Genomic DNA, 26953 nt, shown 5'->3' on the forward strand with positions numbered 1-26953 from the left:
CCTTGTGTGCATATTCGATTTTTTTATAGCAAGCAAAAAACGTCCTTTCACGAACTTCTTTGCACCCTTCTTCCCGAATAATTTTAGAAAAAGAAGAGAATGAGACTTTTTTGGGGGATTTCCCCCAAAAAAACTTCGTTTATGTCCCTATTACTTGAGATATCTCAAGTCACTGTTCTAATTTAGGATTGAGAAACCTTCTGCAATTGCTCGCTGAAAACTTGAGAAGTCATCTTAACTTTGTATTTTGCGATCAATTTATCTTTCAGGATCGTAAACGGTTTTTCAGTGATGAGATGATAGAAATATGCGAAGAAGAAAACTGCAAGTCCCACCGGAATGGTATAGAGCAAGAATTCATGCTGTTCTAATTTTTTATCAGCAAAAAGTAATCTTCTGGAAAGAGGTGTCATCACAACAATATGGATGATGTAAGCACAGTATGATAATTTTGCAAAAGGAGAGAATCCTTTCCAAGAAAGGAACTTTCCAATAGGATCTCCTTTTCTCATTGAGAGAATAAAAATCCCGATCCATAATAATGCAAAACTTGGGAAACGAATGATCTGATGAAATCCCATTTCGAATTCATCCACTAATGCTGTGTAAGTAAGAAGTCCGATCCAAAGTCCCGCATGCAAATAATTTGCCCAAGGCCCTAATTGAAGTGCCTTCTCAACCCATGATTTATGGAAATTGAATATATATGCGAATATAATCCCGTAGAGGACTGAGTCTATATGCCCATGAAATGGATAATAGATATTTGCATTATATAGATCTACGGATGTGGAGCCGGTTGTCTTTAAGATCACCGTATACATAAAAATCGCACGATAGATCAAAGGAATGGCGGTAAGGACGATCAAGAAGCCTAATCTAAAACGTTTAGGAACATATCTGAAAATAACTAAAAGAAAGATTGGGAAAGCAATATAGAATTGTTCCTCTAAAGAGAGAGACCAACCGTGAAACATGGTTCCTTTAAAATAGTCGGAAAGATATAAAAAGTCGAACCAGATCTTACTTTTAGCCGCTTGGATTTGGCCAGCAAATTCAGGAGGAGTACTTTTTAGAATAATCGGGATAAATATGAAGTATTGTAAAATTAGAAAAATATAAAATGGAGGGAATATCCTTAAGGAACGTTTTAAATAGAAAAACTTCCAGTTAATTGTACCCTTGGATTCTAATTCGGCGAATAACGGACTTGCGATCAGAAATCCGCTTAAAGGGAAAAATAGATCTAAACATACGGATCCATTATTTAGGAAGTTTCTTACGTAAGGGTCTATATCCGGAATAAAGGGATAAACAGTGCGATACATATGCCCGTAGATCAACATAAAGAAACCCAAGGTTCTTGCCCCGTTAAAAGGTGCGATTTCCCTTTCATCAGGTCTGAAAATTCCCAGGAAATATTCTTTCATTCAATGATCCTTACTACTGTGGATTTATAGTGAAATGAATTCTTGTTTAGAATTTGAAACTCTTCACTTTCTTTTTCCGGTGTTTCCAATGTGATTGTAATTGCAGGTTCCGAGTCGCTACATCGGAAAGATTTTGGAACTAAAAAATGCCATTCTTCATTTAGGCAGGAGTTATATCCTTCTCTTGTTAATCTGAGAAGAATTCCTAAACTAAGATCTCCTTGTCCGAAATCTTTAGGATCGGATTTCCAGCGAATTCTATATTTGGTTTCTTTTTGAGGAGAGATGGCCGCTATAAATTTTTCAGGCCTATCATCGTATTCGAATTCTGTATTTTTGCCGTAAATGGCAATGCTTAGGAATATTATAGAAATGAAATAAATTTGGAAGTTTCTGGTGTTCGGGAATTCAAGTTTGGATAGAATGATCTTTAGATTCAGATAGTAAAGAAGTCCCGCTAAAACATAAGTGAACCAATAGATATGGGAGATCTGTCCACCTTTCATCTTGAATGCGCCGAATAATGTAATGAAGAATGCCCAGATCAATATCCGTAGCAAAGATTTATCAAATTCTTGTAATTTATCCTTCCAGAAACTAGGAATTCCGAATAATAATCCCACAATTAAAAGTGCAGGGATTTGTTTTGGAATACTTATTGGAGAAACATAATAAGAGAGAACATATTGTAACGTAGGGCCTAATTTATGAAAGGTAGAATTCTTAGCGGCTAATCCTATAATTTTACTTAAGTTTCCTGGAGAGTTTGCGAATTGTTCAACTAACGGTGGAATCCAACAAATGATTGTGAATGTTACGGCAAGAAGGAGACTGAACCCAAACTCTTTTGTTTTGTATTGAGAAAGTCCTTTGTTCTTATAAAAATAAAAACATCCTATTGCAAACATCGGAACTATAAAGGAAATCCCAACTATTTGGTTTTGAACAATTATATTCGCACAAACTACAAACCAGAAAAAATTCCTAATAGAACCGTTTGAAAAATCAGTTAAGGATAGGATTAACACTAAGGTTGGTAAAAGAACTACCCCCGGTCCCCAGATATTTGAAAATGCATTTGGTAAAAGAGGAGTTAATCCTAAAATCAAAGACGAAAATAATAGGACTGTAGATCTATTCTCTTCTAACTTTGAATAAAGAATTCTTAAACCGATCAGAAGGAAAAAAAGATTATAAAGAACGATCCCGATTGAATGTGCTCCATGAGGAGATCTTACAAAGAAGAATACTTTTTCTGCAATTGCCAGATAGTAGAATACTATTGGTCCGGGATGATTTACTAAAAAGCGAGAGTATGCTCCTAAACTTTCTTCTAATTTTCCCGCCTTCCAAATTTGAAGAGCATTGGCGGCATAATCTCCAGTCTCTTGATAAGGTTGGCTAAAGAAGCCTGGGTTTGCTAGCAAATATGCTACGCAGAATACGATCGGAAAAAGTAGATAAAGTGGAAGTTTGTTGTTGGAAGAGGTTTGCATGAATCGGAGAAAAATGGTTGGCCGATATTTCCAGTAAGCTTCTGTTTTTCGCTTCCTGGGTCAAGTAGATTCCTTTTTAGAACGTGCTTTATGCAAAGAAGGAAAGCTTATAAAGAACCTTAAATAATTTCCGTTGGAATTCCGACAAATCTAAGAAGTCATACAAAATTTTGGAAATAAATTACGCTTGATCCGAGTCGGATCGTTACTCTAAGCTTCCGGGACTTACTTTCTATACCAATCAATGGATCCGTTATTTTTTAACTTCTACTCTTTCGGTTCGATCTTAATCGTTCTGTACTTCTTATATTCAGGCTTCTTCTTTCTTACAATTAAAGAGAGAAGTATGGCTGCCTTTCATTTGGGAGTCTGTGCTTTAACCACAGTTTTCCATAATATAGGATATTTTTGGGGCTTTATTTCCTTTGAGGAGAGCACAATTTTTCATAGGGTCATCGCAGTTGCAGGACCGCTGATGAGTTTTACCCAATTAGTGGGATTTTTCATCTATTTCCCGGAGCCTAGAAAGAAAGGGATCCTACCAGGTTTGATCTTCTACTGGCTTCTTTACTTAGGAGTGTTAGTAGTCACTGGATATTATGTTTTCATTTGTTGGGACGCTCCTAGATCTTTTGTTCCTGGAAGTCATTACTGGGATTATGAGGTCCATGTATTTTACAGTTATTTCATATATGTAATCTTATTCTATGAAGTATGTTATCTCGTGATCGGGATCTGGAAGGCGATCATAGAGACTGGAAAAGAGAGAAGGTCCGTAATTTATATTCTTCTTAGCTATGCTGTGATCACAGTAGTTCCCGGAATTTTAAACGCGCTTAGTCGAAACGGAACAGTCGCACGAGCAACATACCAACAATCCTTCAACCTTGGAATGGTTACTGGGATGTTCTTGATCATGATCGTGTATGTGAACGCTACGAAAGAAAGAACCACGATCTTGAATAGGATCATCGGAGTCTCTTTAGCTACATTCTTTGTATGTTATCAATTGGTAGGCTATTCTATCCTGAATGGATATGAGAGAACTTACGATGATATGAAAAGAAGAGATAGTTCTATTGCAGTTCAGGAACAGAAAGATCCGCAAGGCTTGGCTTATATAGTTTCCTACGATCCAGAGAAGAATGAGTTCCGATCGGAAAGAGGAAATAAAGATCCTAGATTTAAAAAAGAAGATGAGTTAGAAGTCCGTTTTTTCAAGGAAAAACAAAAGATCTCCAATGTAGGAAGTTTGCCTGCAAAAGAAAGATTAGAAAGAACGGAAAAAATTTTGGAAACTTCTCCGAATGAATTTAAAGCTTATGCTGCCGGTATTCGCGCTTTTCTAAAATCAAAAAATGATGAAACAGTAGAAGACTCCGATATGGAGGGATATTTCCGAGGAATATATGGAAAACTGAATATTATCCGAAATAAATACTCTAGGCTTCCTGATCGCAAAAAACAAAAATCTATCGAAGGATTGCTAGTTTCTCCTGATGTAGGATTGTCCGAGACCCTGGCTTATGTGAAACAATCCGCAATTCAGGCGGTAAATTCGGATAAACCCGCCGAGCAGGTCTCAAAGATAGTGCTAAATTCTTTGGCCCCGATTCATTTTGTGGGAGAAAGGATCTATCGAGGCACTAGGATTTATTCTCCTTCCGATCCTAAACCAGTAATGTATCTTTCCTATTATTTTGCTCCGAATCTGAATGGGAAAATATATGAGGTCGGATTCGAATATAAGGACTATCGAATATTCCACCATGATCCAAGTTTTATCTTAGTGGCTTCTATGGTCCTGACATTCTTTGTTATCGTGATAGGATTTAGGTTCTTTTTCCAAAATGCGATCGTAGTTCCTATGGATGAGGTGGTTGTAGGATTAACCGAAGTAAATTCAGGGAATTTAGAATATAGGCTGACTCCTAGAGTAGAAGATGAGATCGGATTTATCGCCAGGTCATTCAATAAAATGGCTAGAAGTATCCAAGCCGCCAGAAAAAGACTAGAGCAATACGCTGACGAGCTGGAAGAGAAGGTAAAAGACAGAACAAAAGAGTTAGAAAAAACCTTGGACGAGGTGAAAGAACTCAAACAACAACAGGACGGGGACTATTTCCTTACCTCACTTCTGATCAAACCTTTAGGAGCAAACAAGGCTTCATCTGAAAACGTCAAAGTAGACTTTTTAATAGAACAAAAGAAAAAATTCAGCTTCCGAAGATTTAACGATGAGATCGGCGGAGACATGAATATCTCTAACCAGATCACACTCAGAGGCCAACGTTATATAGTATTCTTAAATGCGGATGCTATGGGCAAATCTATGCAAGGAGCAGGAGGAGCCTTAGTTTTAGGGGCAGTTTGCGAATCCATTATAGAGAGAACCCGGATCGTAGGATCTATGAAAGAGCAATCTCCGGAAAGATGGCTTAAAAACGCATTTATAGAATTGCATAAAGTGTTCGAAAGTTTTGAGGGTTCGATGCTCGTATCTTCAGTGATCGGGCTAATAGACGAAGATTCTGGAACATTATATTATATTAATGCAGAGCATCCTTGGACAGCACTCTATCGAGATGGAAAAGCGGATTTTATAGAACAAGATCTTATGTTCAGAAAATTGGGAACCACTGGAATGGATGGAAAAATTTCAGTGAAAACATTCCAATTATTACCTGGTGATGTGATAATTGCGGGCTCGGACGGAAGAGACGATATTCTTTTAGGAAACGACGAAGAAGGCGCAAGGATTATCAACGATAATGAAAAACTTTTCTTAAAGTTGATAGAAGAAGGAAACGGAGAACTCTCTAATATATACGAATCTATAAAAAAAGTAGGTTCCCTAACAGATGACCTATCCTTAGTCCGAATCTCTTTCAAAGAAGAAGGAGGGATCGAAAGAACCCAAGAGAAGGAAAAGATCAGACAACTTCTTCGCAAAGCCAAAGAAAGATCTCAAGATAAGAATATCAAAGAAGCATTATCTTTCTTAGAAGAAGCGGACTCACTAGACAATCGTCTACCTGAAGTAAAAAAAGGATTACTTAAGTATCATGTTCGATTAAAGAATTATGCCAAGGCTGCACAATTTGCAGAAGAATATTTGAATATTCGCCCGGTGGATAAAGAAATACTATTTATTGCTTCGTACGTAGCAAGAAGAGCCAAACAATTCCAAAAAGCCCAAGATTTCGGCGAAAGATTACTCTTAAGAGAGCCTGATCATGTTAGAAATTTGATCAATTTGACTAGGATCTCAATCGCTTTAAGAAATTATGAAAGAGCAAAACAACTTTTGAGAGAAGCTCAGAGACTAGAGCCGGAAAATTCTCAGGTTATAAAGATCAGACAAGCTTTAGATAAAATATAAATCTTTCTATCTAATGTGACTTAATCAAGAGACTAAAAGACTAAAATTGGTTTAGGAAATTAATTTTGTCCAAACTATGTAAATATCTTGCAAAATCGGGTCAAAAAAATTAAAATACGCGGATAAAACATGAAATAGAATTAAAAGATTATAAACTTTTAATCTATGTTTTCTTTATCATGCTCTCATATGATTCTAAACTGAGATTCGGAATTGTTGGAATAGGTTTTTTAGGCCTATTGATTGGCGTTTCTTCTTGGGTCAGCAGTAGGAATCTAACCCAATCAAAAGATTGGGAATCTCATACTTTCAATGTACTTTCCAGATTAGAGAATTTGGCTTCTACCGTAAAAGAAACTAAGATCCGATTTTTGCTCTTTTTGGCTTCGGGGAAAAAAGAAGACCTGGAATATTATAAAACTGAGAAACAGAATTTATTCTTCAAACTTGGTGAACTCAAATATATCACCAGAGATAATTCTATCCAGCAGACCGGTCTTTTTGAGTTAGAAAAATTACTTACAAAAAGGGATGAACTGATCCAGGAGATAGGTCCCTCTGTATTAAATAACAAAGAAAAAGAAACTGCAAACGCAATACTCGAGAATGAGATCGACCGTTCCATCGAAGGACTGAAAGAAAAAGAGATTTCACTTCTCGCTGAAAGGGTCTACGACTCTAAATTGAAGGAGAATATCGCGGATTGGGTCTTATTCGTATCGACCTCTTTTAATATACTCATCTTAGCCGTACTTTATAGATTCTTAAAGAAGGAATCCGATCGCAGAATAGAGGCGGAAAATATACTTTTTGAGAAGAACAATCTCCTGGAACATACACTTTCTGAAAAAGAAAATTTCTATAAAGAGATTTTAATGATCAAATCCGCCTTGGATTGCGCATCCAGCAATATCATGATAGCGGACAACGATCTTAATGTTGTCTACACGAACCGTTCGATTGTGAGTATGTTCCAAGCAGCACAGGAGAATATTCGTAACCAATACCCTGATTTCACTCCTGAGGCATTGATTGGATCATGTATAGATTCCTTTCATATTACTCCCGAAAAACAAAGGCATATACTTTCTACATTTACCAATACTTATAAAAGTTCTGTTTCCATTGGTGGGAGACAGTTTAATCTGAGTGCAGATCCAGTGATCGATTCTTCTGGGGAAAGGCTGGGTAGTGTGGTTGAATGGTTGGATGTGACCGAAAGGAATTTGAAAGAATTTCAGATAAACCAATTAAACCAAGATCTAGAGGATAATATTCGAAAATTAGAATATGCTAATCGGGAATTGGAGGCATTTAGTTACTCTGTGTCCCATGATTTGCGGGCCCCTATCCGTGGAATAGACGGATTTACGAAGATAATGTTGGAGGATTATTCCACAGTATTAGAGCCGGAAGCTTTAAGGCTTTTGAATGTGATTGCAACTAATTCAAAATTTATGGGTCAGTTGATAGATGACCTACTCGCATTCTATCGTGTGTCCAAATTGGAACCAAAATCGGATTCAATAAATATGAAACATATGGTTTCCGATTCGATAGAGATCATTAATCAGGAATACGGATCCAGAAGCCCGATAGTGGAAATTTCGGAACTTCCTCCGGTAAGAGGTGATGCCTCCATGTTAAAGCAGGTTTGGTTGAATCTAATTTCAAATGCATATAAGTATTCTTCTAAATCGCAAAATCCTTTCGTGGAGATAGGTTTTTTAAGCGGAGAAGGGAATCGCACATTCTTTGTAAAAGATAATGGAGTTGGTTTCGATGATCAATATTCTCATAAACTTTTTAAAGTATTTCAAAGATTACATTCAAACGAGGAATTTACAGGAACCGGAATTGGGCTTGCGATCGTAGACAGGATCGTCCAAAGACATGGTGGAAAAGTTTGGGCAGAAGGAAAGATGGGACAAGGTGCCACATTTTATTTTACAATACCGAGCAAGGAATAGAGAAAAATGAATCAATCGGGAAACTATGATATACTTTATGCGGAGGACAATCCGAACGATGCGGAACTTACTTTAAGAGGTTTCAGAAAAAATAATTTAGTAAATCAAGTCTTTCATGTCAAAGATGGAGAGGAAGCTCTAGAGTTTTTGTTTTGTAGAGGAAGATACGAAGGGAGAGAATCAGGTGGAAAACCATTATTCGTATTATTGGATCTAAAAATGCCAAAGGTGGACGGCCTCGAGGTGCTAAGAGAGATTAAGTCCGACGAAAAATTGAGAACGATCCCTGTAGTAATGTTAACCTCTTCGGCAGAAGAGAAAGATATAGTAGAAAGTTATAAACTAGGCGTAAACAGTTATATAATCAAACCTGTTGAATTTGAAAAGCTAATCGTAACAGTATCTGAAATTGGACAATATTGGTGTATATTAAATAAATCGGTGCATTGATATGAAGACGCTAAAGTTCCTTTTTTTAGAAGATTCTTCTACCGATCTAGAGCTTATCCAAAGAGAGTTAAAAAGGGGAGGGGTAGAGTATATTCCTGTCCACGCTCAAGATAGGGACGAATACCTAAGGGCAATCGAAGACGAGAAGCCTGATTTTATTTTTTCGGACTACTCACTTCCTAATTTTGATGGATTATCAGCATTAACCATCGCAAAGGAACAATGCCCTACGACTCCTTTTATATTCGTTTCAGGAACATACGGAGAAGATGCGGCCATCCAAACTCTGACTAGAGGCGCAACCGATTACGTTCTGAAAGACAGATTAGTAAAACTTGTCCCCGCATTAAGAAGAGCTATTCGAGAAATAGAAGAGCATAAGGCTTTAAGACGGGCGGAACAAGAGAAGTTTGAAATAGAAGAACAACTCAGACAAAGCCAGAAGGTAGAGGCGATGGGATTTTTGGCGGGGGCAATGGCTCATGAGATCAATAACCCAATCATGGCTATCATAGATTATGCTCAATTGATCTCTAAAGGAGAAATGGATATAGATAAGGCTCAAAAGATCGCATCTAAGATCAAACAAGAAGGGGAAAGAATTTCCGTAATGGTAAAAGATCTACTTAGATTTGCCAGACAGGAAAAAGCTGCCTTCGAAGCGGTGAGCGTTTTTGCATTAATATCCAAGACTCGTTCTATTGCAGAACAAAGATTAAAGATGAGCCGTATCCAATTGGAGATAGATGTGCATACAGATCTTCCATCCGTAATGTGTAAAGAGGGACAGATACTTCAGGTACTTTTGAATTTGATCAATAACGGAATAGATGCGTTAAACCAACGTTATCCGGAATATGATGAGAATAAACGAATGATCATCTCGGCTAAACCGGAAGAGATCGGTGGTAAGTCCTGGGTCAGGATCAGTGTAGAGGATCTGGGCTCAGGAATCCCTCAGGAAATCGGTAAATCCATCTTCAATACATTCTTTACTACTAAAGGAGCAGATAAGGGCACCGGTCTAGGACTTTCTGTCAGTCTTGGGATTGTGAAAGAACATGGAGGATTTCTTTCTTTCGAAAGTGCCACCAACGAATACACTAGATTTTTTCTGGATTTGCCCGCAGTCTAACAACGATTTTTGGATCTTCTTCGTAATTTTTTTGTCAAATAATTATCTGCGAATGGTTATACTAGATAATGGAATCGACTGAATATACAAACTTAGTTTCGGAAAAACCTTTTACCGATCTAGACTTAAGAGTCGGTAAAGTAATCGGTTTCGAATTACTTCTCGATCATGGGGAAAAGGCTTATAGATTGATCTTGGATTTCGGTGAGAATACCGGAGTCCGCAAATCAAGCGAACCCATACTTTCTCTCGGAGAAGAGAAAGACTTTTTGGGAAAACAAACACTTTGTGTGATGGACTATCCCTCTGCTAATATTGCAAGAATGCGAGCTCAAGCTTTGTTCCTAGGCTTTGTAGAAGAAGAGGAAGAGTTCAGTAAGTCGGACGCAATCAGCTTCGTTCAACTCGCTTGTTAATCGAATCTTAAAAATTCAGAAGCCTTTCAGGCTTCTGAATAACTGATTTCTTCTATCTTTCTCCCTTGACGGCCCGCGGTTTTTACGTATAGTGAAGCGGCGCTAACCAATTAAGAATTCAAAATATGCCATATAAACCAACAGAACCCAGCATGAAGTTGGGAAAATTCGCAGTTTCATTCGCAAGGGATACTTCTCTCGGAGTTCTATCCGGAGTTAAGTCCGCACTCACAGGTTCATTCGAATGGTGTGCAAAAAGTTTATCCCAAATTTCGGAAGCACCTACGGTAAATGGAACTCGCCTAGGAGAATTTTTGAAGGATGCGGGAAAATCTTTGGGAGAAGCAGGAAGTAAAACGGAAGAAGGCCTATCCAAAGCATTCGAGTCTACTGCACAAGCAATGCATACCGCATTAGAGGCATTGAGTGAAACAGAATCTTTGATACAAAGAAAGGTATTCGAGAATATTTCCGTTTCCAGCGTAGTGGGAGATTCTTTCGCAGGAATGATCACTACTTCGGAGATCCAAGCATCTTTTCGTTTAGACGGAAAAGATGTAAGCCCGGAAGAAGTATTGGCAGATTGGAAAAAATCAGGATCAAAAAATCCGATCCTTTGTATACCAGGTTTATTTTGTGACGAAGGACTTTGGATTAAGAACGGAGAACCTTCCTTCTCCGAAATTCTAATAAAAGAAAATTATTATCCTTTTTATCTTCGATTCAATCCCGGGGCTCATATCTCCGAGAACGGCTCCAAACTTTTGGAGTTGGTAAGAAAGGTCCTGGAAGATCCGGAATTAAAACAAAAAAGATTCGATGTAGTTACCTATAGCCAAGGAGGACTCGTTTTTAGAAGCGCCCTCTATTCTTCCAAAAAGGAAGGAAATTCACTTTCTAGTAATATTAAAAAAGTATTATTTATAAGTTCTCCGGACGGAGGTTCCTATATTGAAAAAGTAGGATTCTGGTTGGGACTCGGAGCCGAAGCTTTGCCAGTGTTTCCGGTGCAGTTAGTCGGGTATATTGGAAACCAAAGAAGTGAGGCAATGAAGGATCTTTCCCACGGGATTATAAGGGAAGAAGATTGGAAAGAAGGAACACATCTAGGAAGATACGCAAAAGATAAATATTTCGGAGAACTAGACGAGATAGATGCGTATCAGATCTACAGTTTTGTTTCGGAGGAAGAAGGAGACTGGTCTTCTTGGATCGGAGATGGGATCGTAGAAAAACCAAGTCTTACTCTTTTTAGCGATTCAGTATTTCGTAAGAAGTCCAATCCGGAAACTAGAGTAAAGATCCTAAAAGGATTATCTCATTATCAGATTATGCCTTCTCCCGAGTTGAGAGAATATTTCTTAAAGATTTTTCTAGGAAAGTAAGGTTCTTATTTTACCCAGCCCTTCTTCTTATAATCTTCGTATCCTAATTTTAAGGCATCTTTGATTTGAGAGAGAAGGATTGGGTCCTTCTTCTTTATATAAAAACAACTTTTGCCTTTTAAACACTTCAGGAGTTCTTGTGGTAAAACGTTTTTTAATCCGGGTTCCGAATACACTGGCATAAAATAAAATCCGACATATCCTTTCTGGACGAGCGCTCCCGCGAAATAAACTTCCGGCTTTTTTTTGCCGTTTACTTCGATTTCCATCTCACTGATCAACCCGTATTGGCCTTTCGAATCTCCCGATTCTTTAAGAGTTCCTTTTACATAAGGTTTCATCAGCTTCTTGATCTCATTAAAAATTGGAACTAGTTCCGGTTGTCCAGGGGATTTATCTTCATATTTGATCCCTCGTTTAGGGGAAGATTTTATTTTTGAGGATTTCTTCTTGGCTGGCATATTTCGCATTTTGGGAGCATTTTTCCAATGAAACAAGTTGTTTTCATTCTTTCCATTCCAAGAAAAACGAAACTGCGCAAGCGAATACGAGTTATGGGTCAGGATTCCTTTGAAAATACATTAAATAAATATAATATATGAGTGTCTGCTCACTTAACTCTGTTTGTTTGTAGTCCCACTAATTCATTATTATATTTTAAATAACGACCGTTCTTCATAAAAATAAACAATATAAGCCACTTATAAGAAGAAGCTTGTTACAAGTTAAGCCTTCGAAATATTATGCTTCCACAGAAGTAAAAAAGGTGAATGGAAATATGAAGAGAAAATTAATCATGCTTACCGTTTTGTTGATAAGCTTGTCTTCGACTAGTTTATTTGCAAGTAGGGGAGCGGTAACTGAAAGTCCGATCGATATATTCGAAAAGTCTACGGAAGCAAAATCACTCGCTGTGCAAAGACAAGTACAAGTCGCGGCAAACCTACCGGTGCATAAAGCTTTGTTTTATGGCACACACAATTCTTATAATAGCAAGGCGTATGCAGGACCTTTCTTTTCTTACGCTTTCCCGAACCAACAGGTATCTATTACAGACCAGTTGAGATTGGGAGCTCGATTTATAGAATTAGATATTCATTATTATCTAAGCACGAATTTCAAAAACGATTTCTTGCTTTGTCACGCTAAATCAGATGATCTAGGATGTAACGTATTCGATCGTCCTGCGAGCAAAGGATTGGAAGAGATCCGTAATTGGATTTCTTCTCCTCAAAACAGGAACGAAGTTCTGGTCCTTTATTTTGAGGACTATCTGGACGGAAGACAGGATGAGTTCTTAGGGATTGTAAGAAGTTATTTAGATCCTTATCTATACAGATACAGCGGATCTTGTGGAGATATTCCGAGCGCTGCAAACATGCCTAAACTCAAGGATATGGTTTCTTCTAACAGAAGGATCTTGATGATGAGCAATGGTTGCTACGACGGAGCTTGGAACCAATACTCAAAAAGGATCTTCTTCGGAAGTAATACGATCAGCCCTAAAGATTTCCAAGGTTACCCTAGCTGTAACTGGTCCAGAGGTGTATACGATAACACTATGACTCGCGTTTTCAACGATAGCACCAACTATTTTGGAATTTATGATGGCGTGAAAGAAAGTGGAGTATTCACAAACGATAATATTGCTCAGATGTTGGCTTGCGGTATTAGCGTATTCGGGATCGATCAATTCAGTCCTGATTTTGCAAAACAAGGACTTTGGTCTTGGGATAATGCAGAACCTAATGATTATGGTGGAGCAGAAGATTGTTTACAGATCGTAGGAAGCGGACGTTGGAATGACAACAAATGTTCCAATAGCTATCGTTACGCTTGTAAGGATGGAAGCGGAAACTGGGCGATCACAGATGCTTCTGGAAATTGGGCAAATGGAAAGAGTGCATGTTCTGCAAGAGGCTGGAACTTCTCCTCTCCAGTGACTCCATACGAGAACAAAAAACTCCAAGAGGCAAAAAATGCTAAGGGGGTTTCAGAAGTATGGGCAAACCTTACCGACCAATACTCGGAAGGATACTGGGAAGCCGGAAGATAATTTAATATACTTTCCGCTTTAAAACGAAACGGGATCTTCGAGAATTCGGGGTCCCGTTTTTTTATTTTTGGGCCAAATTCGCCTTAATTTTATCGTCGACTTAAACATTATAAAAACGGATGATTTACGAAGAATAAAAGTTTTAACCGGCCTTTATGAGGGCCTCGGGCTTTAATTAAGGGAATATTTCAGATTTATGGTCCAACCTTTCTTTAAAATATTATTTGCGGAAGATAATGAGACTTCTGCAGAATTACTCATTCATTTTTTGGAAAGGTTCAACTTCGAAGTGGACCATGTGGTGGATGGAATGGCCGCCGAACTCAAATTAAGAAAAACGAAATACGATTTTATCCTATTGGATAATATGATGCCTGTGCTTTCCGGAGTCCGCTTAGCAAGTAAGGTCCCGGATCTGAATAAAAATACCCCGATTGTCTTCTTAACTGCAAGTAACGAAAAAGAAGATGTAATGGCTGCGGCTCATAGCAAACAACTTGTGGGTTATATTCTCAAACCTTTTGATCCTGAAAAACTTTTACAAAAGATTGTTTCTGTACTAAAAATTCCCGAAGACATGCTCGTGGATAAAAAGAAATATCCATTCTCTATTGAAAGGACCCAAAACGTTTCCTATGGAAACGGGGTAAAACTCGTCGGTTGCCCTTTCCAAAAAAATGCGGAGAAGATCGCGCAAGAAATTGCGTTTATCCTGAAAGAATTACCAGGAGTTCGTAAGTTCTTCATAGAAGTGGGAGAAGAATTTTATTATCACAAAAAAGCCCAGGAGCTCCTGGCTTCTCTCGTGACCCGTCTGGCCTCCAAATATGAGATCAAGGAAGAAGATATTCTCATACTTTCTTCTTAATTTTTTTGGAACCGACTTTTTAGGCTCCGGTCCCAGGAGCATAAAGAGGAGAAATGAATGTTTCGCAAAATTACGAAAATAACCGCGATTTTGTTGGTGTTGGGGACTACCGCCCTACTGACTCAGGGTTGCCATCATAAATGGATGTCGCATGAGAAAAGAGCCAATTATATCGTCAAAAAACTTAAATCAGAATTGGATCTAACTGATGCGCAAGCTGCGACCCTTGATAAAATTAAAGAAGACGTGCTTGCTAAACGTAAAGAGCTAAAGATGGGCGGACACTTCTTCCCTAAGGAAGCAGTAGAAGAACTTCGTGCAGACAAATTGAATCCTGAAAAATGGAACAAGTTGGGCGAAGAAAGAGAGAAAAAGATCGCAGCTCTTAGAGTATTTTTCACCAAAAAGGCAGTGGAATTCCACGCAGTATTAACTCCCGAACAAAGAGGGAAACTGGCGGATCTAATCCTTAAGTTCCAGAGTAAATTCGATAAGGAAGACGAGGATTAATTTCCAAAGTCTTTCGGAGGTAAAATGGGAGAGGCAGAATTTTCCCGCTTCGTAGAGGAAACCAGGGAGATCGTCTTAGCGGCGATCTCCCGTTACTTGTATGAACGCTTTGCATATGCGATAGACGATGTCGCACAGGAAACATATCTTCGCGCTTATAAGGCATTACAAAAAGGTCAGTTCAGAGGAGATTCTAAGCTGACCACTTGGCTATATACAATTGCTAGGAACGAATCCATTCGTATGAATGAAAATCTAGTGAGAGAAGAAACCAAGGCAGAGAAGGCCGGAAAAAGATCGGAAGAAGATTCCAGAAGTTTCGCTTTTGATAAAGAACTTCCAGAGGATAGAGAAGATCTTCCTACTTGGGAAAAAGCAAAACTTTGGATCGGAAATCTACCGGAAGCGTATAGAAGTGTGATCCAATATTATCTTTCTGGATATTCTGAAAAAGAGATCGCAGAAGTTCTGGGAGTTCCAGCTGGAACAGTAAAATCCAGAGCTGCTAGAGGAAAGGAAATGTTGCGAAGAATGCAGAACTCCGAAAAAAGAGAAGGAGGAGAAGTATGGGGAAAATATTAAAAGATTGTCTGCCAATGAAGGAAGAGATCGAAAAAAGAAAATTAGATCCGAACTGGTCTAAAAATTTAGCTTCTTGTGTGATCGACAGATACACAAAGGAAGAAAGTTCTAAAAAGTTAGTCCAGTTTCCGATCAGAAATGTATTAGCGGTAGCGGCCGCACTCCTCTTGGGCATTTCTATCGGCTGGTATTCTTTTTCCGGACAATTCAACGCAGAAGATGAATATTATCTTGGTGTTTCTTCTATTTTAGAAGGCGAATCTTACCTTACCACACTGGAAGAATAAACAGATCGGGCCCAAGTTTTTGGGCCCGTCATTCTCTCTGTCCGAAACGAATCTCGCGGAATCAAAATTTCGAGAGAAGGTCCGCTAAATCCAAAAAAATCACAAGCACAGTAAACATTCTATTACACGTAGCTCCTAGATTCCCCAGGAGGAGAATGTTTATGAAAAATTTATCACTCACAGTTCTGGACGGTTTTTTAACCGGTGATCCAGAATTAAAGAGAACCCAAGCCGGAAAATCCGTCACAAATTTTACGGTGGCAGTAAACCATAACTACAAAAGAACAGAAGGAGATGAGCCCGAGGTTTCATACGTAGACGTAGAGGTTTGGGAAAGGCTCGCTGAAAATTGTTCTGAATATCTTAAAAAAGGGAAAAAGGTAACAGTAATCGGACATTTAAAACAGGATCGCTGGAAAAATCAGGAAGGCCAATCCCGTTCCAAGGTCAAAGTAATAGCGGACGAGGTCCGGTTCGACAGCTTTGGAGATAGAAGAGAAAAAGAAGCGGCATAACATCCTACTAGGTCGAGGCCTTGGGAGGATTTTCAAGGTCTCACCTTTCTTGACGGTTCTGGTCTGTCCTTGGTTTATGTAGGAAAAGAATGCTTACTATTATTTGGGCCGGGGGGCAACCCGGAAAAATTTCGGAATTGAGAAGGATGACCCAAGCAGAATGGGAAATCTTCCGCAATGATCTTCCGACTAACGTGAAAACTTTTATAGACTGCGACGAAGACACCATATTGATCTCTCATCCGGACTTCGCAGAAAAGGAATTGGTCGGAATCTCCAATTTTGATGGCCTTAAATTTTCGGACGGTTTGATTCCCGTGATCACTAAAGATGAGAAGGACCTGGTTTTGATGCAGGCATTCTCCAATTTAGAAAGTTTAGAACTGAGCCAAAAAGAATCCATGGGAATTTATTTTAGCAGATCCAGAAATCACCTTTGGAGAAAAGGAGATACTTCCGGACATATCCAAAAACTGAAAAGGATCTTAGCACCCAAGGACGGAAGTTTTATTGTGTACGAAGTGGAACAGGAAGGTGCAGCTTGTCACGAAGGGTATTATTCCTGTTTTTTCAGAGAGCAGGATAGAGCTGGGATTAAAAACTTAGTTCCAGAGATCCCTTTTTTGGGGAAGTAGAGGTTCCGTAAAAAGGAATTTTCGCCGATAGAAATACGAGGCAGATGCGGTTATGATTTTTAAAAATACATTCGTGAGAAGATCAGTTGTTCTATTAGGCATACTTGCCCTTTCCGGGGCTGTTGCCTTTTATGTTGTGGATGATATAAAAGGAGGGGCTGTAGGTGCTGGCCAGGTCAAGGTAGACATTATCGTAGAGCCGGGCGATTCTCCGGTAGAAGTCACTGAAAATCTTTCCAAGAACGGATTATTAAAATCTTCCAAATATTTCCTTTTTCTAATTAAGGCGACCAGATCCGCAGGAAAGATCAAAGCTGGTCTGTATGAGATCAATGATGGAATGGATGCTCGTAAGATCCTGCAAGTGATCACAGAAGGGAAAGTAAAACTTGTCACATTTACGGTCCCAGAAGGTTATAATAACCGCCAGATAGGTGATTTATTAGTTAAGAAAAACTTAATTAAGGCAAGGGCTGATTTTTTAAATGCCGCTTCCAGGACTGAATTATTAAGAGAGTTTAAGATACCTGCAAATAATGCAGAAGGTTATCTATTCCCTGAGACTTACAGTGTTCCTGTGAATTTTCCTGTGGATAAGATCGCAAGAATGATGATCAAAAGATTTTATGTTAGATTGGAGAAGGTTCCTGGCGCAAAGGAATTAGATCCTAAAAAACTTCATGAGCTCGTCGTGCTTGCCTCGGTCGTGGAAAGAGAAGCCAAAAAAAATGAGGAAAGACCTTTAATGGCCGGGGTATTTTTAAATCGTTTGAAGCAGGATATCCCTTTGGAGTCCTGTGCTACTATCCAGTATCTTTTTGATAAACCCCATCCTCGTATTTTCGAAAAAGATCTGAAAATCGTCTCTCCATATAATACTTATATGAATAAAGGATACCCGCCTGGTCCTATTTCCAATCCTGGACAACCTTCTTTGGAAGCTGCACTGATGCCAACTAAGACAGAGTATCTATTCTTCTTATTAAAACCTGATGGATTCCATTACTTCTCTAAAAGTTTTAAAGAACATGCCGAAGCTAAGAAGAAGTATATCGACGTTCTTTACGAATAGAGGATTACAATCATGAGTTCCCCTGTAGAAGAAATCGTTTCTGTCACAGAACAATTAAAAGAGGTCCAAAAGGCTTTGGATCTTTTTAAAGAAAAGCAGCAGAAAAGAGAATCCGCAAGTGACGCAGCCATCGAGTTCGTGGAAAAAGCGAGTTTGGTTTTGGATAGGGCGGAAAGAAAAGAGATCCTTCTGACTGATGATCAAAAGAGAAGGATCCGAAACAATCTGCTAAAGATCAGATCTTCTCTGGTCCGCAATATGGAAGGTTGATCTAGGGGCTCCTACAAGCTTCCATTGGATAGAAGAAAGGACCTTCTTCCTTGATTCTGTCTCATTTCTTCCCGAGACTTTGGTTCAAAAACTTAAATGACAGGCCGAAACGGCCCCAGGTTATAGTATTTTGAGTAATATTTCCCAATAATCGGTAGGAACAAATGATGGCAACGAAAGCTCCGACGGACTCTTCGGCGGCAAAACAGGCTTTAAGCAAGTCTTCAGCAATAATCGAACAAGTAACCAAGGCCTTAGCGGCTAAATGTAGCTCCAATGGAAAAGTTTCCGTTTCCAAAATGGACCAGAACCAATTCGTACAATACCAAATCGCTTGGTTAACTTCCGAACAAAAAATCGCAGAAAACTTTATTGATTACGCTTGGAACGATTCTCTCGGAACAGGTGAGCTCGAAAAATTAATGGCTCAGGTTTTTGCTGCTGAAGTTGTTTCTCATATCCGCTCAGAGTTTAGCTCCAGAACTTCCGAATATGGTATTTCTACTCAGGACCTAATCTCTAAATTATTCGATGAATCTACGAACAAGTTCTTAGAAGAAGCAAGCGCAATCGAGAACTACAATCATATCGCTGATCTTATCGTTTCATTAGGGCATTTCGGTGCTTATGGTCTAAGCGAAGATCACGAAATGTTCCGCCAAACTTTCAAACAATTCGCAGAAGAAGTTGTAGCTCCTAAAGCAGAGCATGTTCATCGTCACGACGATATCGTACCTGAGGAGATCATCCAAGGTTTAAGAGACATGGGATGTTTCGGTCTTTGTATTCCTGAAAATTACGGCGGATTACAACCTAACGATAAAGCGGATAATATTTCCATGCTTGTTGTTACCGAAGAACTTTCTAGAGGATCTTTGGGGATTGCAGGATCTCTAATCACTCGTCCTGAAATTCTTTCCAAAGCACTATTAAAAGGTGGAACAGACGCTCAAAAAGAGAAGTGGCTTCCTTTGATCGCTTCCGGAGAGAAGATGGGTGGTATCATGGTAACTGAACCTAATTACGGTTCGGATGTTGCCGGAGTTTCCGTAACCGCTAAAAAAGTGGACGGGGGCTGGTCCATCAACGGAGTTAAAACCTGGTGTACTTTTGCAGGATATGCAAACCTTCTTCTAATTCTTGTAAGAACTGAATCCGATCCTGAATTAAAACATAAAGGACTTTCTATCGTTCTTGCAGAGAAGCCAAGCTTCACTGGTCATGAATTCGATTATAAACAAGATGGCGGCGGAAGAATTTCCGGTAAAGCGATCGGAACTATCGGTTATCGCGGTATGCACTCATTCGAAGTTTCTTTCGAAGACTATTTCGTTCCGGAAGAAAATCTAATCGGTGGAGAACCTGCAAGAGGAAAAGGATTCTATTTCCAAATGGAAGGTTTTTCCGGTGGAAGGATCCAAACTGCAGCTCGTGCAAATGGTGTGATGCAAGCAGCTTTAGAAGCTGGTCTTCGTTACGCTCAAGAGAGACAAGTTTTCCAAAAACCAATCTTCGATTATAACTTAACCAAGTATAAGATCGCTCGTATGGCGATGATCGTTCAGGCTTCTCGCCAGTTTACTAATACTGTAGCGAAACTTTTGGACAACCATCAAGGGCAGATGGAAGCGACTTTAATCAAGTTCTACGCTTCTAAAGTTGCTGAATGGGTGACAAGAGAAGCAATGCAGATTCACGGTGGAATGGGTTATGCAGAAGAGTATGCAGTTTCTCGTTACTTCGTAGATGCTCGTGTGTTCTCCATCTTCGAAGGTGCAGAAGAAGTAATGGCTCTTAGAGTAATTGCAAAATCTCTAATGGACCAATACTCTGCTTAAACTTCTTCTCAAACTCTGAAGAATAAAAAAGGAAGTCGAAAGACTTCCTTTTTTTATGAGCGGACCGCAGGAACGAAATCAAACAAACTTCACTTGGCTTACTTAGCTAGCGAGTTGTTCTACGAAAGCAAGAATATCCGAATTATCCCTTTCCAGAAACTCGAGAGTTCTTTCGACCAGGTGGTCCAAATAATAGCTCGGATTATGATAATCTCTTAGGAACGATTTTACTTGTTCTATTTTTTCTTCCGGGATCCTGTCTTCTAAAACTATCTGAGCCAAAGCATAGATCCCAAATGCAGATTTGAATGGGTCATTTAGAGAAGAGATCGAAATGATCTCGTCTATATCAATTTCTTTGAATGTAGGGATTAGATCTCCGATCAGTTCCAGAGCGCCTGTCGGAATAGTCCTGTCCAAGGACTTAACATAATTGATGAATAATCTATAAGACTGAGAATCTCCGATCCGAGAAAGCATATGAAAGATCCCAGAAAGAACTCTTTTATGAAATCCCCAGGACAATCTGCCTGAATCTGCTTCTCTGATTGCTTGGTATAAAAAACTCCAAACTAGTTTGTCTCCTTCTCTCGCTCTTTCGGATAATTGATCCAACCAAAGATCAAAGTTCGGATTATCAGATTCCTTTTTGAGGAAATCCATCAGTTCTGAGGGAGTTTGTACAGAAGGGAGAGTATGGGCAATTTTCGACATAAGTAGAAGATACTCTCTTTTAAGATCGGTTTCCAGTCTTTTTATCAAACATCGGAGTTTTATTCTTTTACAATTCCCTTACTCGAGGAATAGTTTTGTCTCATTAAATTATTGATGTTCTACCTGGCTAACGTCCCTGACAGCTCCGGTATGTGCAGAAGTTGTCAATGCCGCATAGGCTCTCAATGCTGCAGAAACTGTCCTTTTTCTGGACTTAGGTTTCCAAGCTTCCTTTCCTTTATCTAACATTTTATCTCTGCGATCCGAAAGATCCGCGTCACTCACTCTTAAATGAATGGATCTGTCTGGGATATCGATCTCTATGATATCACCTTCTTCTACAAGACCGATGATTCCGCCAGCTGCCGCTTCTGGAGAAACATGTCCTATAGATAATCCCGAAGTTCCTCCGGAAAATCTTCCATCCGTTAGAAGCGCACATGCTTTTCCTAAACCTTTGGATTTCAGATAAGAAGTAGGGTATAACATTTCCTGCATTCCAGGTCCGCCTTTTGGACCTTCGTAGCGGATCACAACTACGTCACCCTCTACCACTTCGTTGCCTAAAATTTTGGCAACAGCTTCCTCTTGGCTTTCCATCACTCTGGCTCTGCCTTTGAATTTCCAGATGGATTCGTCTACTCCTGCAGTTTTTACAATACAACCTTCAGGCGCGATATTTCCGTAAAGAACTGCAAGTCCTCCGTCTTGGGAATAAGCATGTTCTACGTCACGGATACATCCATTCGCTCTGTCCAAGTCTAGCTCAGGCCAACGTTTGTCTTGGGAGAATGCTTCCGTTGTAGGAACTCCACCAGGTGCCGCAGAGAATAATGCGTAAGCTTTGGAATTTGCGTTCTGGCGAACGATATCCCATTCTTCTAAAGCTTTTCCTAATGTTTCTGAATGAACTGTAGGTACGTCTCTGTGAATTAGACCGGCTCTGTCCAATTCGGAAAGAATTCCAATGACTCCGCCTGCTCTATGAACATCTTCCATATGATATTTTTGAGTGGCAGGAGCAACTTTACAAACACAAGGAACTCTTCTTGAGATAAGATCTATATCATGCATTTTGAAATTGATCCCAGCTTCGTGTGCTGCCGCAAGAATATGAAGTACAGTGTTTGTGGATCCGCCCATCGCTACGTCCAACGCCATCGCGTTTTGAAACGCTTCATAAGTAGCGATGTTTCTAGGAAGAACAGACTCATCGTCTTGTTCATAATATCTTTTTGCGAGATCTACGATCAATCTTCCTGCGGTTAAGAATAATTGTTTTCTGTCTGCATGAGTAGCCAAAGTGGAACCATTACCAGGAAGAGACAATCCTAATGCTTCCGTAAGACAGTTCATTGAATTTGCAGTGAACATCCCGGAACAAGATCCGCAAGTAGGGCAAGCAGAACGTTCTATTTGTTCCACAAGTTCGTCTGAAACATTTTGGTTGGCTGCTTCTACCATTGCGTCCACCAAATCCAATTTTCGGATATCCCCATTCCAGTTTACTTTTCCTGCTTCCATAGGTCCGCCGGATACGAAAACGGTTGGTATATTCAAACGTAAAGCTGCCATGAGCATACCAGGTGTGATCTTATCACAGTTTGAAATGCAGATAAGTGCATCTGCAGTATGTGCGTTGACCATGTATTCAACTGAGTCAGCGATTAGATCACGGCTTGGCAAAGAGTATAACATTCCGCCATGCCCCATGGCGATACCGTCATCTACTGCGATGGTATTAAATTCTTTTGCGACGGCCCCTGCCTTCTCCACTTCTCTCGCGACCATTTGCCCTAGGTCTTTTAAATGAACATGTCCTGGAACGAATTGGGTGAATGAGTTTGCAATTGCGATGATCGGTTTTCCGAAATCACCTTCTTTCATACCGGTGGCTCTCCAGAGTGCTCTGGCTCCGGCCATATTGCGTCCGTGGGTGGAAGTACGAGATCTTAACTGAGGCATATTGAATGCTCCCTGGTATAAGTTTAGACGTCGAGTTTTTTCCTAAAGAAGAAACGAACTTGGAATAGGTACAGTTTTTGCTAATTAAGTCCAGAGATGGAATCAAAAGAAGAATTCAGTCGAACTCTGGGCCCTTGGCTATTATGGGGTTTAGGAGTCGGATACGTAATTTCAGGCATGTATTTTGGTTGGAACTTAGGTCTACCGGTAGGCGGAACCTTGGGTTTGGGAATTGCCACCTTACTGATCATTCTGCTATATGTTTGTTTTTCTTTCAGCTACACAGAGTTAGCATGTATGATCCCGAAAGCGGGGGGAGCATTCGACTACGGTAGGGAAGCTCTCGGAAATGCCTGGGCCTATATCGTTGGTACCGCTCAGTTGATAGAATTTTTATTTGCTCCTCCTGCGATCGCCGCGGCAATCGGAGCTTACTTCTCCTTATTCTTGCCGGGAATTGATCCCATTTGGATTGCGATAGTAGCTTATTTACTTTTTACAAGTTTGAATATACTCGGGGTAAAATTTGCTGCATCATTCGAGTTTGGGATTACTATATTAGCAGTTTTTGAATTACTTTTATTTTCAGGACTTACACTTCCTAGTTTTTCTTGGGAGAAGTTTTCCTCAAATCCATTGCCTAACGGTTGGACTGGAGCCTTATCTTCTTTACCTTTTGCTGTTTGGTTTTTTCTGGCGATAGAAGGAGTGGCAAATGTCGCAGAAGAAACAAAGGATCCGCAAAAAAATATCCTGATCGGATTCGGATCTGCATTAGCTACATTAGTTCTACTTTGTGGACTAGTATTTTTTTCTTCTATTGGAGTAGGAGGATGGGAGATGATCGTATATCCGGAAACTGGTGCAGCTGCCTCCGATTATCCTTTGCCTCTCGCATTACGAAAGTTATATGGAGAATCCGGTTGGGCTTTTCATCTTTTGATTACGATCGGGTTATTCGGTCTGATCGCTTCTTTTCATGGAATTATTTTGGCTGGAGGAAGGGCCAGTTTCGAATTCGGAAGAGCAAACTTTCTTCCTAAATTTTTTGGTAAAATCCATCCTAAATTCAAAACTCCTGCCAACGCATTGATTGCAAATACTGCGTTCGGGATCGCTGCATTATGCACAGGTAAAACATCAGAGCTTATCACATTATCTGCATTCGGAGCTCTGCTATTATACTTTTGCTCCATGATCAGTTTTTTTGTGCTCCGAAAAAAACAACCTGATAGGGAGAGACCATTTATGGTCCCGGGAGGGAAACTTCTACCTTCTATTGCTCTTGTTTTGTCTGCGATCGTATTGGCTGTATCTGCATGGCAACATCCAATCTTATTTGGGATTTTTGTTTTGATCTTGGGAAGCGGATTGGTATGGGCCAGGACTTCAATTTTTGCAAAATGAAACTTGCACTTTTTTCAGATTTGGTATGAGATCGATAGGGAATCAATATGGGTTATAAAACCGTCCTTGGTAGGAAATCCTACGTATTTCCTGATCTAAAAACTTTATTGGCGAAAGCGAGTCCGCTTCGTTCTGGGGACCAATTAGCAGGCATCGCTGCTTCTACCCAGGAAGAAAGAGTGGCTGCTCAAATGGCCTTGGCGGATCTACCTCTATCAGAATTTTTGAATATAGAATTGATCCCTGGTGAAAAAGACGAGGTCACCCGACTAATTTTTGATTCCCATAATCGATCCGCATTTTCTAAAATTTCTTCCTTCACTGTAGGTGAATTTCGTGACTTTCTTTTAAACGAAAATACTGACTCAGAACTGATTTCCGAGATCCGGGATGGGATTACTCCTGAGATGGTCGCTGCCGTTTCTAAATTAATGTCAAATCAGGATCTAATCTTGGTTTCTAAAAAATCTCCTGTAGTGACCAAGTTTAGAAACACAATTGGTCTTCCTGGGAGATTGTCTGCACGTTTACAGCCAAATCATCCGACTGATGATCCTAAAGGAATTGCCGCAAGTATCTTGGACGGACTTTTACTAGGAAGTGGAGATGCAGTAATTGGTATTAATCCTGCAACTGATAATGTTCCTACGGTAATTGCACTTCTTAGGATGTTGGATTCCATTATCCAAAAATATTCTATTCCGACCCAGTCCTGTGTTCTTTGTCATGTAACTACTTCTATGAAAGCGATGGAAGAAGGCGCTCCTCTTGATCTGGTATTTCAATCTATCGGAGGAAGTGAAGCTTTGAATAAAAGTTTCGGAGTGAACTTAAGCATTTTAGAAGAATCCAGACAGATGGCTTTAGAGTTAAACAGAGGGACCGTCGGAAATAATGTAATGTATTTTGAAACGGGACAAGGTAGCGGATTGTCTGCGGGCGCTCATTTTGGTGTGGACCAACAAACTCTGGAAGCGAGAGCTTATGCAGTAGCAAAAAAATTCGATCCGTTGCTCGTGAACACTGTAGTCGGTTTTATAGGGCCTGAATATCTTTATAACGGAAAACAAATATTAAGAGCAGGATTGGAAGATCATTTTTGTGGGAAACTTTTAGGTCTTCCTATGGGTGTGGATGTATGTTATACAAATCATGCGGATGCGGACCAAGATGATATGGATACATTACTAACCTTACTAGGGGCCGCAGGATGTAATTATATTATGGGAGTTCCAGGTGCTGATGATGTGATGTTGTCTTACCAAAGTACTTCTTTCCATGACGCATTATATCTTCGTCAAATTTTTGGACTAAGACCTGCGCCTGAATTCGAGAGTTGGCTATTGGAGAAAGGTTTATTCGAAACCACAAAACAATTTTTGCCTAAAGAAAACCAGAACAGAGTTTTACTCGAAGAAATTCTAGAGGATAAGGCCGGATGAACTCTAAGGAATTTTGGAAAAGTTTAACTTCTGCAAGAATTGGAATAGGAAGGTCCGGAGGCTCTATCCCAACTTCAGAACTATTAAAATTCAGATTGGATCATGCGAGAGCCAGAGACGCGGTCTTAGTAGAACCTGATTTTGAAACGATAAGTATAGGCATCGAAAAAATTTTCCAACCATTAGGATCTGAGATAGTTAGGGTAGAAAGTTTAGCAAAAAGTAGAGAAGAATACTTGTTGAGACCTGATTTGGGCCGTAGGATCTCGGAACCCTCTCGATCTAGATTAGAATCCAAAAAGGGAAAGTATGATCTTGTATTGATCGGAATAGATGGGCTTTCTGCAAAGGCGGTCGATTCTAATTTGGTTCCATTCTTACAAGTGTTGGTTCCTATTTTATCCGCACAAAAATATAAGATCGCACCAGTCGTATTGGGGAAATTAGGAAGGGTTGCAATTGGAGATGAGATAGGAGAAATTTTAGGAGCCAAGGCAGTTGTGTTACTCATAGGAGAAAGGCCGGGGCTTACTTCTGCAGATAGTTTAGGAATGTATCTGACCTTTGATCCTAAGTTAGGCAAAACAGACGAGAGCCGAAACTGTATATCTAATATACGCCCAGACGGCTTAGATTTCCAGAAGGCATCCTTAAAAACCGCTTATTTACTTTCCGAATCTCTCAAACGAGGTATCTCTGGAGTGGATCTAAAAGATGAAATGACTCCGGACTTTTTAGAAAATTCGATAAATCTTTCGAATATTACAAATTCGACTTGAATCCTTATCCTCAAAGGAATAGATTTTATGCTATGAATTAGGTTGGGAATGATTCGAACCTTCTCAACAGGCGAAAAGGGAAAAAAGATGTATAAGAACAATATAGAGTTTATCATTAATTCCACGAACAAAGATGAGCCTATGTATGGCATTCTTGCTCTGGTTAGTGATACTTTAGAATCTATGAAGGCGGATATCGCTTCTCAAAGAGCGGATGAAGAACAAAAGAAAGCATTTCGTTCTGCTATGAAAGATATGATCTCCGGTTTGATTAAACTGAACGGGATTGTAGAGGGGATGGGCCAAAGAGTTAGATAAGCGGCTCGATACTTCTCCCCATAAATTTATT

25 protein-coding genes are annotated in these 26953 nt (G+C 39.6%); 20 read left to right on the forward strand and 5 right to left on the reverse strand.

Annotated elements, in window-relative coordinates; all coding sequences use genetic code 11:
- Nucleotides 1–182: 182 nt before the first annotated feature.
- On the reverse strand, nucleotides 183–1430 hold the full coding sequence (locus tag CH377_RS05085; RefSeq protein ID WP_100722686.1) for an acyltransferase family protein: 1248 nt from the start codon (nucleotides 1428–1430) through the stop codon (nucleotides 183–185).
- Entirely contained in the window at nucleotides 1427–2926 is a 1500-nt protein-coding gene (locus CH377_RS05090; protein WP_100722687.1) for a hypothetical protein, read from the reverse strand. Before CH377_RS05090 ends, CH377_RS05085 begins: the two co-directional genes overlap by 4 nt.
- Before the next feature lie 244 nt (nucleotides 2927–3170).
- On the opposite strand from CH377_RS05090, the gene CH377_RS05095 reads away from it, so the two are divergent.
- From CH377_RS05095 to CH377_RS05120, 6 genes are all read left to right on the forward strand, one after another.
- Nucleotides 3171–6308, forward strand: coding sequence for a SpoIIE family protein phosphatase (locus CH377_RS05095; protein WP_100722688.1), 3138 nt, complete (start codon nucleotides 3171–3173; stop codon nucleotides 6306–6308).
- A 179-nt stretch (nucleotides 6309–6487) separates the two neighbouring features.
- On the forward strand, nucleotides 6488–8278 hold the full coding sequence (locus tag CH377_RS05100; protein ID WP_100722689.1) for an ATP-binding protein: 1791 nt from the start codon (nucleotides 6488–6490) through the stop codon (nucleotides 8276–8278).
- A 6-nt stretch (nucleotides 8279–8284) separates the two neighbouring features.
- Complete coding sequence (locus tag CH377_RS05105; RefSeq protein WP_100722690.1) at nucleotides 8285–8728, forward strand: response regulator; 444 nt, start codon at nucleotides 8285–8287, stop codon at nucleotides 8726–8728.
- A 1-nt stretch (nucleotide 8729) separates the two neighbouring features.
- Nucleotides 8730–9863, forward strand: coding sequence for a hybrid histidine kinase/response regulator LvrB (gene lvrB, locus CH377_RS05110; protein ID WP_100722691.1), 1134 nt, complete (start codon nucleotides 8730–8732; stop codon nucleotides 9861–9863).
- 68 nt (nucleotides 9864–9931) lie between these two features.
- Nucleotides 9932–10279, forward strand: coding sequence for a CsaA family protein (locus tag CH377_RS05115; protein ID WP_243402059.1), 348 nt, complete (start codon nucleotides 9932–9934; stop codon nucleotides 10277–10279).
- A 125-nt stretch (nucleotides 10280–10404) separates the two neighbouring features.
- A complete protein-coding gene (locus tag CH377_RS05120) occupies nucleotides 10405–11664 on the forward strand; it encodes an esterase/lipase family protein (RefSeq protein WP_207797621.1) in 1260 nt (419 codons plus the stop codon).
- A gap of 5 nt (nucleotides 11665–11669) precedes the next feature.
- Here CH377_RS05120 and CH377_RS05125 read toward each other — a convergent pair whose 3' ends face one another.
- Nucleotides 11670–12125, reverse strand: a complete 456-nt coding sequence (locus tag CH377_RS05125) for a DUF1801 domain-containing protein (protein ID WP_207797622.1) — start codon at nucleotides 12123–12125, stop codon at nucleotides 11670–11672.
- Between the two features lie 317 nt (nucleotides 12126–12442).
- Between CH377_RS05125 and CH377_RS05130 the strand changes: the two genes are divergently transcribed.
- The 10 genes from CH377_RS05130 (at nucleotide 12443) to CH377_RS05175 (ending at nucleotide 20297) form a co-directional block, all read left to right on the forward strand.
- On the forward strand, nucleotides 12443–13720 hold the full coding sequence (locus CH377_RS05130; protein ID WP_207797623.1) for a phosphoinositide-specific phospholipase C-related protein: 1278 nt from the start codon (nucleotides 12443–12445) through the stop codon (nucleotides 13718–13720).
- 196 nt (nucleotides 13721–13916) lie between these two features.
- Nucleotides 13917–14588 carry a response regulator gene (locus tag CH377_RS05135; RefSeq protein ID WP_100722695.1) on the forward strand — a complete coding sequence of 224 codons (672 nt, stop codon included), beginning with the start codon at nucleotides 13917–13919 and terminating at the stop codon, nucleotides 14586–14588.
- A gap of 57 nt (nucleotides 14589–14645) precedes the next feature.
- Nucleotides 14646–15098: a Spy/CpxP family protein refolding chaperone gene (locus tag CH377_RS05140; protein ID WP_207797624.1), complete on the forward strand. Its 453-nt coding sequence runs from the start codon at nucleotides 14646–14648 to the stop codon at nucleotides 15096–15098.
- A gap of 24 nt (nucleotides 15099–15122) precedes the next feature.
- A complete protein-coding gene (locus CH377_RS05145) occupies nucleotides 15123–15680 on the forward strand; it encodes an RNA polymerase sigma factor (RefSeq protein WP_100722696.1) in 558 nt (185 codons plus the stop codon).
- Complete coding sequence (locus tag CH377_RS05150) at nucleotides 15665–15967, forward strand: hypothetical protein (protein WP_100722697.1); 303 nt, start codon at nucleotides 15665–15667, stop codon at nucleotides 15965–15967. The genes CH377_RS05145 and CH377_RS05150 overlap by 16 nt, the downstream gene beginning before the upstream one ends.
- A gap of 161 nt (nucleotides 15968–16128) precedes the next feature.
- Entirely contained in the window at nucleotides 16129–16482 is a 354-nt protein-coding gene (locus CH377_RS05155; RefSeq protein ID WP_100722698.1) for a single-stranded DNA-binding protein, read from the forward strand.
- An 89-nt stretch (nucleotides 16483–16571) separates the two neighbouring features.
- Complete coding sequence (locus tag CH377_RS05160) at nucleotides 16572–17117, forward strand: phosphoribosyl-AMP cyclohydrolase (protein ID WP_100722699.1); 546 nt, start codon at nucleotides 16572–16574, stop codon at nucleotides 17115–17117.
- Nucleotides 17118–17169: 52 nt separating this feature from the next.
- A complete protein-coding gene (gene mltG / locus CH377_RS05165; protein ID WP_100722700.1) occupies nucleotides 17170–18189 on the forward strand; it encodes an endolytic transglycosylase MltG in 1020 nt (339 codons plus the stop codon).
- A 12-nt stretch (nucleotides 18190–18201) separates the two neighbouring features.
- Nucleotides 18202–18459, forward strand: coding sequence for a hypothetical protein (locus tag CH377_RS05170; protein WP_100722701.1), 258 nt, complete (start codon nucleotides 18202–18204; stop codon nucleotides 18457–18459).
- A gap of 167 nt (nucleotides 18460–18626) precedes the next feature.
- Nucleotides 18627–20297: an acyl-CoA dehydrogenase family protein gene (locus CH377_RS05175; protein ID WP_100722702.1), complete on the forward strand. Its 1671-nt coding sequence runs from the start codon at nucleotides 18627–18629 to the stop codon at nucleotides 20295–20297.
- 102 nt (nucleotides 20298–20399) lie between these two features.
- Here CH377_RS05175 and CH377_RS05180 read toward each other — a convergent pair whose 3' ends face one another.
- The gene (locus CH377_RS05180; protein ID WP_165780480.1) at nucleotides 20400–21011 is read right to left on the reverse strand and encodes a hypothetical protein; all 612 of its coding nucleotides are present in this window, start codon (nucleotides 21009–21011) and stop codon (nucleotides 20400–20402) included.
- Nucleotides 21012–21119: 108 nt separating this feature from the next.
- On the reverse strand, nucleotides 21120–22976 hold the full coding sequence (ilvD, locus tag CH377_RS05185; RefSeq protein ID WP_100722704.1) for a dihydroxy-acid dehydratase: 1857 nt from the start codon (nucleotides 22974–22976) through the stop codon (nucleotides 21120–21122).
- A gap of 96 nt (nucleotides 22977–23072) precedes the next feature.
- Between ilvD and eat the strand changes: the two genes are divergently transcribed.
- The 4 genes from eat (at nucleotide 23073) to CH377_RS05205 (ending at nucleotide 26922) form a co-directional block, all read left to right on the forward strand.
- Nucleotides 23073–24383 carry an ethanolamine permease gene (gene eat / locus CH377_RS05190; protein ID WP_100722705.1) on the forward strand — a complete coding sequence of 437 codons (1311 nt, stop codon included), beginning with the start codon at nucleotides 23073–23075 and terminating at the stop codon, nucleotides 24381–24383.
- 47 nt (nucleotides 24384–24430) lie between these two features.
- The gene (locus tag CH377_RS05195) at nucleotides 24431–25825 is read left to right on the forward strand and encodes an ethanolamine ammonia-lyase subunit EutB (RefSeq protein ID WP_100722706.1); all 1395 of its coding nucleotides are present in this window, start codon (nucleotides 24431–24433) and stop codon (nucleotides 25823–25825) included.
- Entirely contained in the window at nucleotides 25822–26604 is a 783-nt protein-coding gene (gene eutC, locus CH377_RS05200) for an ethanolamine ammonia-lyase subunit EutC (RefSeq protein WP_100722707.1), read from the forward strand. Before CH377_RS05195 ends, eutC begins: the two co-directional genes overlap by 4 nt.
- An 87-nt stretch (nucleotides 26605–26691) precedes the next feature.
- Complete coding sequence (locus CH377_RS05205) at nucleotides 26692–26922, forward strand: hypothetical protein (RefSeq protein ID WP_100722831.1); 231 nt, start codon at nucleotides 26692–26694, stop codon at nucleotides 26920–26922.
- Nucleotides 26923–26953 lie beyond the last annotated feature (31 nt).

This window comes from Leptospira haakeii, assembly GCF_002812045.1.
GTDB classification, from domain to species: Bacteria; Spirochaetota; Leptospiria; order Leptospirales; family Leptospiraceae; genus Leptospira_B; species Leptospira_B haakeii.